Origin of the sequence: Klebsiella sp. 64, assembly GCF_018223915.1 — a bacterium.
GTDB lineage: Bacteria > Pseudomonadota > Gammaproteobacteria > Enterobacterales > Enterobacteriaceae > Klebsiella > Klebsiella pneumoniae.
Genome location: NZ_JAGRQZ010000033.1, coordinates 1 through 14,755 on the forward strand (window position 1 = coordinate 1; position 14,755 = coordinate 14,755).

General features: G+C 59.5%; 12 protein-coding genes and 1 pseudogene. 8 read left to right on the forward strand and 5 right to left on the reverse strand.

Translation table 11 applies throughout. The features are described 5' to 3' along the window. From dalT to KHQ23_RS20500, 8 genes and pseudogenes are all read left to right on the forward strand, one after another. A pseudogene (gene dalT / locus KHQ23_RS20465) lies at positions 1–626 on the forward strand (D-arabinitol transporter); the annotation flags it as partial. 48 nt (positions 627–674) lie between these two features. Further along, positions 675–1,337, forward strand: a complete 663-nt coding sequence (locus KHQ23_RS20470) for an HAD family phosphatase (protein WP_040174877.1) — start codon at positions 675–677, stop codon at positions 1,335–1,337. A 297-nt stretch (positions 1,338–1,634) separates the two neighbouring features. Next, positions 1,635–2,789, forward strand: coding sequence for a mandelate racemase family protein (locus tag KHQ23_RS20475; RefSeq protein ID WP_002912648.1), 1,155 nt, complete (start codon positions 1,635–1,637; stop codon positions 2,787–2,789). Between the two features lie 119 nt (positions 2,790–2,908). Next, entirely contained in the window at positions 2,909–4,531 is a 1,623-nt protein-coding gene (locus tag KHQ23_RS20480) for an ABC transporter substrate-binding protein (protein ID WP_211776939.1), read from the forward strand. Next, entirely contained in the window at positions 4,528–5,565 is a 1,038-nt protein-coding gene (locus KHQ23_RS20485; RefSeq protein ID WP_004151133.1) for an ABC transporter permease, read from the forward strand. Before KHQ23_RS20480 ends, KHQ23_RS20485 begins: the two co-directional genes overlap by 4 nt. Continuing rightward, positions 5,562–6,467: an ABC transporter permease gene (locus KHQ23_RS20490; protein WP_047681735.1), complete on the forward strand. Its 906-nt coding sequence runs from the start codon at positions 5,562–5,564 to the stop codon at positions 6,465–6,467. The genes KHQ23_RS20485 and KHQ23_RS20490 overlap by 4 nt, the downstream gene beginning before the upstream one ends. Further along, on the forward strand, positions 6,439–7,302 hold the full coding sequence (locus KHQ23_RS20495; protein WP_004175147.1) for an ABC transporter ATP-binding protein: 864 nt from the start codon (positions 6,439–6,441) through the stop codon (positions 7,300–7,302). The genes KHQ23_RS20490 and KHQ23_RS20495 overlap by 29 nt, the downstream gene beginning before the upstream one ends. Before the next feature lie 10 nt (positions 7,303–7,312). Then, on the forward strand, positions 7,313–8,086 hold the full coding sequence (locus tag KHQ23_RS20500) for an ABC transporter ATP-binding protein (RefSeq protein ID WP_004180550.1): 774 nt from the start codon (positions 7,313–7,315) through the stop codon (positions 8,084–8,086). 239 nt (positions 8,087–8,325) lie between these two features. On the opposite strand, the gene yegS is transcribed toward KHQ23_RS20500, so the two are convergent. The 5 genes from yegS to KHQ23_RS20525 all read right to left on the reverse strand — a co-directional run bounded on the left by yegS (position 8,326) and on the right by KHQ23_RS20525 (position 14,754). Then, positions 8,326–9,222, reverse strand: coding sequence for a lipid kinase YegS (yegS, locus tag KHQ23_RS20505; RefSeq protein ID WP_004151134.1), 897 nt, complete (start codon positions 9,220–9,222; stop codon positions 8,326–8,328). Between the two features lie 242 nt (positions 9,223–9,464). Further along, on the reverse strand, positions 9,465–10,826 hold the full coding sequence (gene yegQ / locus KHQ23_RS20510) for a tRNA 5-hydroxyuridine modification protein YegQ (protein WP_004144192.1): 1,362 nt from the start codon (positions 10,824–10,826) through the stop codon (positions 9,465–9,467). Positions 10,827–11,144: 318 nt separating this feature from the next. After that, entirely contained in the window at positions 11,145–11,867 is a 723-nt protein-coding gene (gene baeR, locus KHQ23_RS20515) for a two-component system response regulator BaeR (RefSeq protein ID WP_004175198.1), read from the reverse strand. Further along, positions 11,864–13,342, reverse strand: a complete 1,479-nt coding sequence (gene baeS / locus KHQ23_RS20520) for a two-component system sensor histidine kinase BaeS (protein WP_004149058.1) — start codon at positions 13,340–13,342, stop codon at positions 11,864–11,866. Before baeS ends, baeR begins: the two co-directional genes overlap by 4 nt. After that, positions 13,339–14,754 carry an MFS transporter gene (locus tag KHQ23_RS20525; RefSeq protein WP_032436663.1) on the reverse strand — a complete coding sequence of 472 codons (1,416 nt, stop codon included), beginning with the start codon at positions 14,752–14,754 and terminating at the stop codon, positions 13,339–13,341. Before KHQ23_RS20525 ends, baeS begins: the two co-directional genes overlap by 4 nt. Position 14,755 lies beyond the last annotated feature (1 nt).

Below are 14,755 nucleotides of genomic sequence, written 5' to 3' on the forward strand. Positions count from 1 at the left end.
CGACGCTGCTCTATACCAACCGCAATATTCTGCTGTCGAGCATGGTGAGGATCATCAATACCCTCTCGCTGTTCGGCTTTGCGGTGATTATGCCGATGATGTTTGTCGATGAGCTGGGCTTCAGCACTTCAGAATGGCTCCAGGTATGGGCAGTCTTCTTCTTCACCACCATTTTCTCTAACGTGCTGTGGGGGATCCTCGGGGAAAAACTGGGCTGGATGAAGGTGGTGCGCTGGTTCGGCTGCATCGGGATGGCGCTCTCCAGCCTGGCGTTTTACTACATTCCTCAGCACTTTGGCCATAGCTTTGCGATGGCGCTGATCCCCGCCATCGCCCTCGGGATCTTTGTCGCCGCCTTCGTGCCGCTGGCGGCCGTGTTCCCGGCGCTGGAGCCGAAGCATAAAGGTGCGGCCATTTCGGTCTATAACCTGTCGGCGGGGATGTCGAACTTTCTCGCACCGGCTATTGCCGTGGTGCTGCTGCCGTTCTTCAGCACCATCGGGGTGGTGATCGCCTATACCGGATTGTACGTGGTGGCCTTTTTCCTCTGCGCCTTTATCCGCGTGGAGCAGCCGGGGTTCTCCCACAAGGAAGCAACCGCCCGCGAGCAGGTTGAATTCTCATAGGTACTGCGGCTGGCATGCGCTTCATGCCAGCCTTAATGAGGTGAACGAATGAGTATGCAGGCGGTTATTTTTGACATGGATGGCGTGATTATTGATTCCGAGGCGCTGTGGCGTCAGGCGCAGATTGACGCCCTCGCGCAGTGGGGGGCAACGGCGAGCGTTGCTGAATGTGAAACCCTGACCAAGGGCAAGCGCCTCGACGACATTGCCGGCACCTGGTGCCGCTATTTTCAGCTTGATCTCGCTCCGCAGCGGCTTGAAGACGCGATATTGCAGCGTATTACCGGCCTGATCGCCACCGAAGCCGAGCCGATGCACGGCGTGCATGAGGCGTTACGCTATTTTCGTGAGGCGGGCTATCAAATTGCGCTCGCCACGTCATCATCCCGCCAGGTTATTGCCGCTGTGCTGAACAAGCTCTCGCTCTGGCACTTTTTCGACGTGGTTTGCAGCGCAGATGATGAAGAACGTGGAAAGCCACATCCGGCGGTTTATCTGACGACGCTGCGCAAGCTCAATCTCAACGCCAGCCAGTGTCTGGTGATTGAGGATAGCTTTACCGGCTTTTGCGCGGCTCAGGCCGCCGGTATTCCCACGGCGGTGGTTGCCGAAGATAGCCGACAGGGGCGCTATCAGGCCGCCGCTGGCCGCTATCAAACCTTACCTGAACTGCTGGAAGCGCTTAGCGCGGAGCCAGCGGCGGCGGTTTAAGTCAGCCATTTGTGGGCGCAGACATTCCCGGGATGTAGCTGGTCGGTTAATCTCTTCTCTGCGCTCACGCCCTTTTTTCTCCTGGTCGATCTGCCTCACATTTCGCTCATCTTTTGTGAAAACAGTCACGTCTTGTTGTGCCAATGCCCAAATTTATGGCCTTGCTTAGCGGTGTTTGTCCGAGGCACTACTACGAAGTTGTGCTTAGATTATATATTGAAACGTATTTTCAATAATGTGAAACCGCTTTGCCGATCTGCTTGTGTCGATCGGATTTGGCCGTGATAAGGACCGAGCATGAAAATTGAATCTGTGAATGTCACCGTTTTCCAATATCCCACTCGTCGGGTTTCCGACAGCGCCGGGCACTCCCATCCGGGGGTTGAAAGCATGGCCAAAATGGCGATGCTGACCATCACCGCTGATGATGGGGCGCAGGGCTTTTCGTTTGCGCCTCCGGAAGTCGTGCGCCCGTTCGTGGTGAATACTTTTTTTCGCAAAGTGCTGGTGGGACAGGACCCGTTTAACCGTGAGCGTATCTGGCAGGATCTTAACCACTGGCAGCGCGGCAGCGCACATCAGCTAACGGAGCGCGCGCTGTCGTTTGTTGAACAGGCGCTGTGGGACCTGATCGGCCGCAGCCTTAAGATGCCGGTTTATAAGCTGCTCGGCGGCTATCGCGACACTGTCCCGGCTTACGGTAGCACCATGTGCGGCGACGATCTGCCGGGCGGCCTGTCGACCCCGGAAGAGTATGCCGCTTTTGCTGAGAAGCTGGTCGCCCGCGGCTACAAGGCTATCAAACTGCACACCTGGATGCCGCCAATCTCTTTTGCGCCCAATCCCAAAATGGACATTAAAGCCTGCGCGGCGGTGCGCGAAGCCGTAGGGCCGGATATTGACCTGATGATTGATGGCTATCACTGGTACAGCCGCGCCGAGGCGCTGTGGATCGGCAAAGAGCTGGAAAAACTCAATTTCGCCTGGTTTGAAGAGCCGATGGAGGAGGATTCGATGTCTTCCTATGCGTGGCTGGCGGAAAACCTGTCGATTCCCATCGTCGGGCCGGAGAGCTTCGGCGGCAAGCACCACATGCGCGCCGAATGGGTGAAAGCCGGGGCCTGCGACATTCTGCGCGCCGGCGCTAACGGCGTGGGGGGGATTACACCGACCATGAAGGTGGCGGCGCTGGCGGAATCTTTCGGCATGGATTGCGAAGTCCACGGCAACGGAGCGGCAAGCCTGGCGGTGGTGGGCGCGATCCGCAACTGCCGCTGGTACGAGCGCGGCCTGCTGCATCCGTTCCTCGACTACGATGAACCGGCGGCCTATCTCAACAGCATTGTCGACCCGATGGATGACCAGGGATTTGTGCATTTGTCACAACGTCCGGGTCTCGGTGAAGACATTAATTTTGCGTATATCGAAGCCAATACCGTTAGCCACGACTGATTTAAAAAAATAAATACCCGATGGCGCTGCGCTTATCGAGCCTGCGGCCCGGTAGACCGGATAAGCCGAAAATGCCGCCATCCGGCAACATGTACCCTACAGTACAGGCAAACAGAGATATGAAAAAAACCTCCTTACTGGGAGCGTGTATTCTCGCGCTCGCCATGTCGATGGGGAGCGGGGAGGCGGTGGCGAAAACGCCGCCCGACCAGCTGATCATCGGCATGAATATGAATAACCTGCTCACCCTTGACCCGGCGGCGATGACCGGTAACGAAGTGGTGGGGATCGTGGTCAACCTCTACGACTCGCTGGTGGAGCTTGACCCTGAGCAGCTCACCACCGTCAGGCCCGCGCTGGCGAAATCCTGGGATATCAGCCCCGACGGCAAAACCCTGACCTTTCATCTGCGCGATGACGTTAAGTTTCACTCCGGCAACCCGCTGACCGCCGCCGACGTCGTGTGGTCAATGCGGCGCATCCTGCACCTCAACCTGGCCCAGGCCTCAGTATGGAAATCCTATGGCTTCAGTAAGAAAAATATCGACAGCCAGGTCAGCGCGCCGGACCGCTTCACGGTGCAAATCGTATTACCCAAAGATAACGATCCGCAGCTGGTGATTTACTCGCTGGCGGCGCTGGGCAACCTCGGAGTGCTGGACAGTAAAACGGTGCAAAGCCACCAGCAGGATAACGACTGGGGTAACCGCTGGCTAACCACCCATGAAGCCGGTTCCGGGCCGTTTATCCTCGAAACTTGGCAGGCGAAAGATGTGCTGCGCATGAAGCGCAACCCTGACTACTGGCGCGGCGAGGCGAAAATGAGCCGCGTGGTACTGCGTCATTTCCAGGAGTCGCAAACTCTGCGCCTGATGACCGAAAAAGGCGACCTTGATATTGCCAACAATATGGCGGTTTCCGATATCAACGCCCTGCGCAGCGACCCGCAGCTGACCCTCGATGCGGTGCAGCGCGGCACCATGTACTACGTGGCGATGAGCATGAAAGAGGCGCACTTCGCCAATCCGAAAGTGCGCGAGGCGGTGCGCTATCTGATTGATTACCAAGGTATCAATAAAGCGCTGATGCCGGGCTACGGCGTGCTGCACCAGCGGCCTATCAAAGCGGGAATGCCGTCCACGCTACCCGATCCCGGCTACAGGCTGGACGTGGCGCGGGCGAAAAAGCTGCTGGCGGAAGCGGGATATCCCAACGGCTTTGATACCACGCTGCGGGTACTCTCCGATCAGCCATTTCTTAACATCGCTATCGCCGTGCAGTCGACGCTGATGCAGGCGGGGATTAACGCCAAAATCATCACCGGCACTGGTAACCAGATCTACGGCGCAATGCGCGAGCGTAAATTTGACCTGCTGGTAGGTCGCGGCGGCAGCGGGATGGAGCCGCATCCGTACTCCAGCCTGCGCGCGCTGGTCTATAACCCGGATAACAGCGATAAGGCGCGCCTGACCAACTTCCAGGGCTGGCGTACCGGTTTTTACGACCCGCAACTGAATACGATGATTGACCAGGCCCTGCTGGAACGCGATCCGCAAAAACAGGTGGCTGACTACCAGGCCATCCAGACACGCTACGACCAGCTGGTTCCGGCTTTAATTCCGCTTTCACAGATGGTTGATTCGGTCGTCGTGCGCAACGAGGTACGGGAGTATCAGCCGCACCCCTCCGCCACCACTTTTCTGCGTGACGTCTATAAAGTCCGCGAAGGAGAGAAAGGATGAGTACCGCAATCCTTGCGCCCGGCTCACGCGGCCGGCGCTTATCAAAACGGCTACTGCAGGTGGTGATTACACTGTTCGGCCTGCTGCTGCTGACCTTTACCATTGGCCGCGTCATGCCCATCGACCCGGTGCTGGCGATTGTCGGCCCGGATGCTGACCAGAGTACCTATCAGCAGGTTTACCAGCAGCTGGGGTTTGATAAATCGCTGACCACCCAGTTTGGCATCTATTTCGTCAACCTGTTGCACGGCGATCTGGGCAACGCGCTGCTGACCGGGAAACCGGTGGTGGACGATATTATCCGCGTCTTCCCGGCCACCATGGAGCTGGCAACGATGGCGATTATTGTCGGCGCGGGTCTAGGTATTCCGCTGGGCGTGTTGGCGGCGGCGCGGCGCAATAGCGTCTCCGATTATGTGGTACGCATTATCAGCCTGGCGGGCTACTCGACGCCGATCTTTTGGGTCGGGATGATGGGGCTGCTGGTGTTCTATGCCTGGCTTGGCTGGGTAGGCGGCGCCGGGAGGGTAGATCTCGGGCTGGATGGTGTGGTGCCGCGCCGCACCGGGCTGATCACCGTTGATGCGCTGCTGGCCGGCAACGGCCAGGTGTTCTGGAACGCCATTAATCATCTGATTCTTCCCGCCTCGCTGCTGGGTTTTCACTCGCTGGCTTATATCAGCCGTATGACCCGCAGCTTTATGCTGGCCCAGCTGTCGCAGGAGTTCATTATTACCGCCCGGGTGAAAGGGCTGACCGAGCGCCAGGTTATCTGGAACCATGCGTTTCGTAACATCCTCGTGCAACTGCTGACGGTGGTGGCGCTGGCCTACGGCGCGCTGCTGGAAGGCGCGGTGCTGATTGAAACCGTCTTCTCATGGCCGGGGTTTGGCTCCTACCTTACCGGAAGCTTGCTGCTGGGCGATATGAATGCGGTGATGGGCTGCGTGCTGCTGGTGGGGGTGATCTTCGTGATGCTCAACCTGCTCTCCGACATGCTGTATCAATTCTTTGACCCGAGGACAAAATCATGACCGTTTCTCTGGATTCGCCGCTTTCGGGTGGTGCGGGCGAAGGCCGTCAGCGGCTGCAACGCGCGGCGGCGCGGGCCGTCGGGTTTATCGGCAAAATGGCGCGCAATCCGCTCACGGCCATCGGCGGAGGAATTATCTTTATGCTGCTGGTGGTGGCGATTTTCGCGCCGCTGATTGCGCCTTATAACCCGCTGGTACAGCACCTGAATAGTGCGCTGGTCGCGCCGAATGCGCAGCACTGGTTCGGCACCGATGAGTTTGGCCGGGATATCTTTAGTCGCCTGGTGTACGGCTCCCGCATCACGCTCTATATCGTGCTGCTGGTCTCAGTGACCGTCGGTCCGCTCGGACTGCTGCTGGGCGTCAGCGCCGGTTATTTCGGCGGTAAAGTCGATATGGTGCTGATGCGCGTCACCGATATTTTCATCTCCTTCCCGAGTCTGGTCCTGGCGCTGGCGTTTGTCGCCGCTTTAGGACCGGGGCTGGAGCACGTGGTTATCGCCATCACGCTGACCGCCTGGCCGCCGATTGCCCGTCTGGCGCGCGCCGAAACGCTCTCTCTGCGCCAGGCTGATTTTATCTCCGCCGTGCGTCTGCAGGGCGCTTCATCGGCCCGCGTCCTCTGGCGCCATATCGTGCCGCTGTGTCTGCCCTCGGTCATTATCCGTATCACCATGAATATGGCCGGGATCATTCTGACCGCGGCCGGCCTCGGCTTTCTCGGCCTCGGCGCGCAGCCGCCAGAGCCGGAGTGGGGAGCGATGATCTCCAGCGGGCGCACTTATATGATGGAGTGCTGGTGGGTCGTAACCATTCCGGGGCTGGCGATTTTGATCAATAGCTTAGCGTTCAACTTCTTAGGAGATGGCCTACGTGACATCCTCGATCCCCGTAGTGAATAATGCACCGCTGCTCGACGTGCGCGATTTGTGCGTCGACTTTGTTAACGGTAGCGCGGTGACCCACGCCGTGCGCGGCGTCTCCTTCCAGCTGGGACATGAGAAGCTGGCTATTGTCGGCGAGTCCGGTTCGGGTAAGTCCACCGTTGGGCGCGCGCTGCTGCAGCTGCATCCGAAAAAGGCCCGCGTCAGCGCCAGCCGGATGCAGTTTGCCGACCTCGATCTGCAGCATCTTAGCGAAGCGCAGATGCGCGGCGTACGCGGCAAACGTATCTCGATGATTATGCAGGATCCGAAATATTCGCTGAATCCGGTGGTCTGCGTGGGTAAGCAAATCGCCGAGGCCTGGCTTACTCATCATCCCGGGCGCAAAGATGAGGCGAAAGCCAGGGCGCTGGAGATGCTGGAGGTGGTGCGTATTCGCCAGCCGGAGCGCGTTTATCAGCTTTATCCGCATGAAATATCCGGCGGACAGGGACAGCGCATCATGATCGCCATGATGCTGATTACCGACCCGGAGCTGATCATTGCCGATGAGCCCACCTCCGCGCTGGACGTGTCGGTGCGCCTGCAGGTGCTGGGCCTGCTGGATGACCTGGTTCAGTCGCGCGGGCTGGGGCTGATTTTTATCAGCCACGATATCAACCTGGTGCGCAGCTTCTGCGACCGGGTGCTGGTGATGTACGCCGGACGGGTAGTGGAGTCCATCGCCGCTAAAGATCTCGATCACGCCCGTCACCCCTACACTCAGGGATTGATTAACTCGCTGCCGGATATGCAGCATCGTCGCCCGATACTGCCGGTGCTGCAGCGTCAGGCCAGCTGGTTAACGGATTAAGGAGCGGATAATGATTGAAGTTCAACATCTCAACCTCGCGTTTGGCGAGGGGGAGAAGCGTAACCAGGTGCTGTATGACGTCAGTTTCCACGTTAAGCCCGGCGAGATCTACGGTCTGGTAGGAGAGTCCGGTTCCGGTAAAACGACGGTGCTCAAGTGCCTGGCGGGGCTGTTTACCCACTGGCAGGGGGAACTGACCATCGATGCTCAGCCCTTAGGGCATGAAATTAGCCGCGAGCGCTGCCGTCAGGTGCAGATGGTATTTCAGGACCCCTACGGATCGCTGCATCCCCGTCACACCATTGGCGATATCCTCGAAGAGCCGCTGCAGATCCATCGTATCAACGACCGCGACCGGCGGATCAATGTGCTACTGGATAAAGTTGGCCTCAACCGCGCCTTTCGCGAGCGCTATCCGCATCAGCTCTCCGGCGGGCAGCGGCAGCGCGTGGCGATAGCCAGAGCGCTGATTCTTGAGCCTCAGGTGCTGCTGCTGGATGAGCCGACGTCGGCGCTGGATGTGTCGGTGCAGGCTGAGATCCTTAACCTGCTGGCGGAACTGCAGCGGGAGGCTAAGCTCACTTACCTGATGGTCACCCACGATCTTGGGGTTATTGCCCACTTATGCCAGAAAGTGGCGGTGATGCAGTACGGGAAGATCCTCGAAACCCTGACGGTCGATGCGCTGGTCAGCGGCCAGGCGCAGACGGCCTATACGCAGATGCTGGTTAACGCCAGTCGGCAATATACGCGCGAAATGGCGCGCGAGGTGGCGGAATACTAAGCTTTATGGCGCATTGTCTCACGGCAGATGCGCCCATTTTAATAGGTAACTATTTGATATAATAGTTTTTTGTGGTTGTGGGTATCGTCTATTAATGTAAGCGCGGTGTTTGGATCGATATCCTGCCCAGGTTTTTCCTGCAGCCGCAGGCGCCGTTTTACCTTAACATTCAGAGGCTCAATCAACGAACCCGGCTGCTGTATACCAGCCGGGCGCCGTCTTTGCTTTGCGAAGCCTGATCAGCGTAGCAGCGGGCAGTCGGGCGGCAGCCGGCAGCGCAGGGCCGCCGGCAACAGCTCCATACGGAAGGTTTTGCCGCTGAGCGGCTCGCCGTCGAGGTTAAAGGTCATCTCATGGGGCGCGGTTATTTCAAACCACGAGGAGACACCGTCAACAATATTCGGCGAGTTTTCCGGATTCGCCAGGGTGCTGAACAGGGCAGGGATCAGCTCTTCGCCGGTGAAAATGCGCAGATGCAGCAGACCATCGTTTATCAACGCCTCCGGACACAGCTGCTGACCGCCGCCGGCCTGGCGGCCGTTGCCGATGCCGATGACCAGCGCATCGCCCTGCCAGTGAAAGTTCTCCCCGCGGATCTCGCAGCGGTCCGGCTTCAGGGTATCCATGCGCATCAGACCGTGGATTAAATAAGAGACACCGCCGAGCGCGGCCTTGAGTTTTTCCGGCGTTTCGGTGGTGATCCGGGTGCCGAACCCGCCGGTCGCCATATTAATAAAGCCGGTTTTATCATTCACCCGGGCGATATCTATCGGCACATCGCGGCCGACGATCGCCAGCTTGAGGGCGCTGGCCAGGTCCTGCGGAATACCGACGCTGGTGGCAAAGTCGTTAGCCGTGCCCAGCGGTAAAATCCCCAGCGCCATCTTGCCGCCGCGCTCCACCAGCGCGGTCGCCACTTCATTAATGGTGCCATCGCCACCGCCGGCGATCACCGTTTCAACGTTCAGCTGCAGGGCTTCATCGATAAACCGAGCGGCATCGCCCTTTTCCCAGGTCACGCGGACGTGAATATCAATCCCTTCATCGCGTAACAGGTTAACCGCTTCGCGTAGCTGCGGTTCATTGGCACCTTTGCCGTTAAGGATCAGTAAGCTGGCAGGAAACGTAGACATCATCAAGGGAACCTTTATTGCTCAATGTTGCATAAAGTGTACCGCATGACGAAAGCGAAGACCGGAGGAGAGGCAAAAAAATAAGCCCGCGTAAGGGAGATTACGCAGGCTAAGGAGGTGGTTCCTGGTACAACTAGCATTTATGGGTTATGTTTTTCAGCGAAATGGATGATACCTGTTTCGATCGAAACGGTATGTGATCCGATTCTAATATCCTTACATCGTGGAAAAATAACGCAAATTAACTAGTTACCGTGCGGATTTCTGGTTGTTTGACCAGTAAAGTTGCGCATCAGCAGGGCATACTGCAGGGGCAGGTCGTCCGGCACAGGCAACCAGACGGTATAGCCATCGCCCGGGGCCACCGGCATGGTTTCGCCTTTGCCATTCTCCATATGCTCAAGGGTGAAATTGACGTTACCCTGCGGGGTCATCAGCTCAAGGCTGTCGCCGACGCTGAACTTATTTTTGACCGCCACGGCCGCCAGCGGGCCGTTACGCTCTCCGGTGAATTCGCCGACAAATTGCTGGCGCTCGGAGACGGAGTAGCCGTACTCGTAGTTCTGATAATCATCATGGGTATGGCGGCGCAGGAAGCCTTCGGTGTACCCGCGGTGGGCCAGCCCTTCCAGGGTCTCCAACAGGCTGGTATCGAACGGTTTGCCGGCGGCGGCATCGTCGATCGCCTTGCGGTAAACCTGAGCGGTGCGCGCGCAGTAGTAGAAGGATTTGGTGCGGCCTTCGATCTTCAGCGAGTGAACGCCCATCTGGGTCAGACGCTCAACGTGGGCGATAGCCCGCAGATCTTTCGAGTTCATGATGTAGGTGCCGTGTTCGTCCTCAAAGGCGGTCATGTACTCGCCCGGACGTTTGGCTTCCTCAATCATAAAGACTTTATCGGTCGGCGCGCCGATGCCGAGGGTGGGCTCCACGGTCTGCACCGGGATCGGCTCATATTTGTGGACGATGTTGCCGACGTCGTCCTCTTTGCCTTCCGCCACGTTGTATTCCCAGCGGCAGGCGTTGGTGCAGGTCCCCTGGTTCGGGTCGCGCTTGTTGATATACCCGGAGAGCAGGCAGCGGCCGGAGTAGGCCATGCACAGCGCGCCGTGGACGAAAATCTCGATCTCCATCTCCGGCACCTGGCGGCGAATCTCTTCGATTTCATCCAGCGACAGTTCACGCGACAGGATCACGCGGGTCAGCCCCATCTGCTGCCAGAATTTGACCGTCGCCCAGTTGACGGCGTTGGCCTGCACTGAAAGATGGATCGGCATCTCCGGGAAGTGTTCCCGCACCAGCATGATTAAACCAGGATCGGACATGATCAGCGCGTCCGGACCCATCTCCACCACCGGCTTCAGATCGCGAATAAACGTTTTCAGCTTGGCGTTATGCGGGGCGATGTTGACCACCACATAGAATTTTTTACCCAGCGCGTGGGCTTCATTGATGCCGAGCTGCAGATTTTCGTGATTGAATTCGTTGTTACGCACGCGCAGCGAGTAGCGCGGCTGGCCGGCATAAACGGCATCGGCGCCATAGGCGAAAGCGTAACGCATATTCTTCAGCGTTCCCGCCGGGGAGAGGAGTTCTGGTTTAAACATGGTGTTCTCGTTCTGATGACAGGTCAGATTCGCCGCACCTGGTGCGGCGAGTTGGGGAGTGTCCCCACATTAAGGGCGGGCATTGTAGCGCCGCGGCGAAGGGGAGTAAATATCAGATAGGTATCTTTCAGTATGGCTAATTTGTTTGCCATTTTGAACCTGGGCAGTACTCACACTGACAGCGTTAATAACGCCTGGTGGGATAGGCTCTAGGGAGTTCCCCGGGTTGCGGCGTAAACGCCTTACCCGGGCTACGGATTGCAGATGGCGGTGAACGTGTAGCCCGGCGAAGCGCAGCGCGAGCCGGGAAAAGGCTAACTACGCCAGCCGGCAGGCGTCCGCTTCCCAGCGGTAGCCAACGCCATACACCGCGCGGATAAACGACTGCTCGGCGTCCAGCGCCTCCAGCTTGCGCCGCAGGTTCTTGATGTGGCTGTCGATGGTGCGATCGGTGACTACCCGATAATCGTCATACAGATGGTTGAGTAGCTGTTCGCGGGAGAACACTTTGCCCGGCTCCTGGGAGAGGGTTTTCAGCAGCCGGAACTCGGCGGGAGTGAGGTCCAGCAGCTTGTCGCGCCAGGAGGCCTGAAAACGACCTTCGTCGACAATCAGCGGGCTCTGGGCGTCCAGCGCCTGCAGATCGCGCTGCGGCTTGCAGCGGCGGAGGATGGTTTTTACCCGGGCGACCACTTCCCGGGGGCTGTAGGGCTTGCAGATATAGTCGTCGGCGCCTATTTCCAGCCCCAGCAAACGGTCGATCTCTTCGATTTTCGCCGTCACCATCACCACCGGAACATCGGAGAAGCGGCGAATTTCCCGGCACAGCGTCAGACCGTCGGTACCGGGCAGCATCAGATCCAGCAGGATCAGGTGCGGCGGCGTCTGGCGGACGTAGGGCAGGACCTTGTCGCCGTGGTTAATCAACGCAGGCGCATAGCCGGCGGCCTGCAGATAATCAATCAGCAGTTGGCCGAGCTTCGGTTCATCTTCCACGATAAGGATGCGTGGGGTGTTTTCATCTACAGGCAATTCAGTCATACGTCTCTCGGTAAATCATGTTCCAGAGGTAACTCAACTTTAATGCTAACCCCGCCAAAAGGCGAATGGTCGGCACGCAGGGTGCCGCCGTGGGCCGCTACGATATTGAGGCAAATCGCCAGCCCGAGGCCGGAGCCGCCGCTGGCGCGGTTGCGCGATCCTTCCGCCCGGTAAAAGCGTTCGCACAGGCGGGCCAGCTGCTCATCGCTGACGCCGGGGGCGCTGTCGGCGAAGTCAATCACCAGCATCCGGCCGCTGCGGCGGGCGGTAATGTGCAGGCTGCCGCCGCTGTCGGTATAGCGCAGGCTGTTCTCCAGCAGATTGTTGAAGAGCTGCATCAGGCGGTCGCGGTCGCCGAAGATCATCGCCTGCTCCGGGAGCGACACCTGAATGCTTAGCTGCCGGCTGGCGAAGCGCTCGCGAAAAGCGCCCGCCGCCACTTCCAGCAGGGTGATGATATCCAGTGAGGTTTTCTGGTAGGCCAGCGCCCCCTCGTCGGACATCGACAGCTGATGGAGGTCGTCCACCAGCTTGGTGAGGGTAGCCACCTCAGCCTGCAGAGAAGGAATCGACTCGGGGGTAAAGCGCCGGACCCCGTCCTGAATCGCCTCCAGCTCGCCGCGCAGCACCGCCAGCGGGGTACGCAGCTCATGGGAGATATCGGCCATCAGATCGCGACGCATCTGCTGGTTGCGCTCCAGGGTGCTGGCGAGCTGGTTAAAATCCTGCGCCAGGCGGCCGAGCTCATCGCCGCCGGTCACCGTCACGCGGGTGGAAAAGTCGCCTGCCGCCAGCTTATGGGTGCCTTCCACCAGCCGCTTCACCGGCGCCAGCAGACCGCGGGCCAACGGGAAAGTGGCCAGCGCGGCAAGCAGGGTGGCAAGGGCGACAATCAGCCAGCTGGTGCGCTTTTGCTGCCGGTCGAAGTTAATGTCGGTATTGCGCGTCAGCCGCTCTACCGGCGAGGCGATCACTTTGCCCACCTCCGCGCCGTTGACCACGATGCTGCGCTGGGTGCCGTCCTCCGGGACGCGCTCACGCGGCCCCACCAGCACGCGCCCCGACTGATCCACCACCCAGAACATGGTGCGCCAGCCGTGGGGCGGCATTTCCGGCCTCGGGCGCGGGCCGTCAGGGGGGCCATCCGGCGGCGGCCCGTCCGGGGCGGCGTCCGGCTTCATGGCGTGCCCCGGCGGCGAGCGGTCGTCGTTATCCCGTTCGAAGGTGCGCAGCAGCTGGAAGATAAAGCGGTCATTATTGCGCAGAAACGCCCAGCTGCCATGCTGGGCATACTGCTCGCTCAGCGCGTCGCTGAGCATGGTTAAGCGTTGCTCATTGCCGCGCTTGATATAGTCGATAAACCCGCGTTCAAAACTAATGCGCACCGCCCAGTGCATGCTGATCAGCAGCACGATGCAGGTGGCGAATATAGCGAGGAACAGCTTGCCGGTAATACCCGGGCGCCAAAATTTCACGATCCACTCCTGTTGCGTCGACGGAGGACGGTATTGCTGCCGACGTCATCCGGTACCCGGGAAAAGATGAGCGCCGGCAGGGCGATGATCGCCGCCATGCTCAGATAGGTGTAGAGAAAGACCTGATGGGTGCTGGCGGCGTCGAGACTCATATGCTGCTGGCCATACAGCCCCAGCAGCAGCCCGGCGATGGTCACGCCGATACTCATCGACAGCTGCATCACCATCGACAGCAGGCTGTTGCCGCTGCTGGCCAGATCGTCCGGGAGATCTTTCAGCGTCAGGGTATTCATTGAGGAGAAGCGGCTGGCGTTGATCATCCCCTGCAGAAACAGGACCAGCGGCAGCACGTAATACCACCCGGCCAGGGCGCTAAACATAAACAGCAGGCTGACCGCCGCCAGGCCCAGGGTGCTGGCTACCAGCACCCGACGGTAGCCAAAGCGGTTGACCACCTGGACCACGATCCGCTTCATGCCCATGCTGCCGAGCACCATCGGGATCATCATCAGCCCGGCGTGAAAGGGGGAGAAGCCGAGGCCGATCTGCAGAAACACCGGGGTCATAAACGGCAGCATGCCGCTGCCGATGCGTCCGGCGAAGCTGCCGCCGAGGCCGAGGGAGAAGGTGCGGTTGCGAAACAGGTTAAGGCTAAACAACGCCCGGGCGTTACCGCGGGCGTGCCACAGGTAGAGCAGCAGGGCGCAGAGGCCGACGGCCACCAGCCCCGCCAGCCAGGCAGGGGAAATGCCGAGCCCTTTCTGGCCGTCGAGCGCCAGGGTCAGGGTCGCCATTCCAGCGGCCAGCAGCAGAAAGCCGGAGAGATCGAAGCGCCGGGTCTGCATGATGTAGTTGGGCATCAGACAGAGGGTGGCGATAGCGCCGACGATCCCCACCGGGATATTGATGAGGAAGATCCAGTGCCAGGAGGCGTACTCCACCAGCACCCCGCCCAGCGCCGGGCCGAGCAGCGGACCGACCTGGCCCGGCAGGGTGACGAAGGTCATCGCCGCCATATACTGATTGCGCGGGACGATCTTCATCACCGTCAGGCGGCCGACCGGCACCATCATCGCGCCGCCGACCCCCTGCAGCACCCGCGCCATCACCAGCTGGTCGAGGGTGCTGGCCTGGGCGCAAAACAGCGATCCGGCGGTAAACAGCACGATGGCGGTGAAGAAGATATTGCGCACCCCGACCCGGTCGGCCAGCCAGCCGCTGGCCGGCAGCATCACCGCCACCGTTAACACATAGGAGACGATAATCATATGCATATGCAGCGGACTCTCCCCGAGGCTTTTGGCCATCGAGGGGAGGGCGGTATTAACGATGGTGGTGTCCAGCGACTGCATAAAGAAGCCGAACGCCACTATCCATAGCTGCCAGCGCACGCTGGCCGGGAGGTCTGTCATG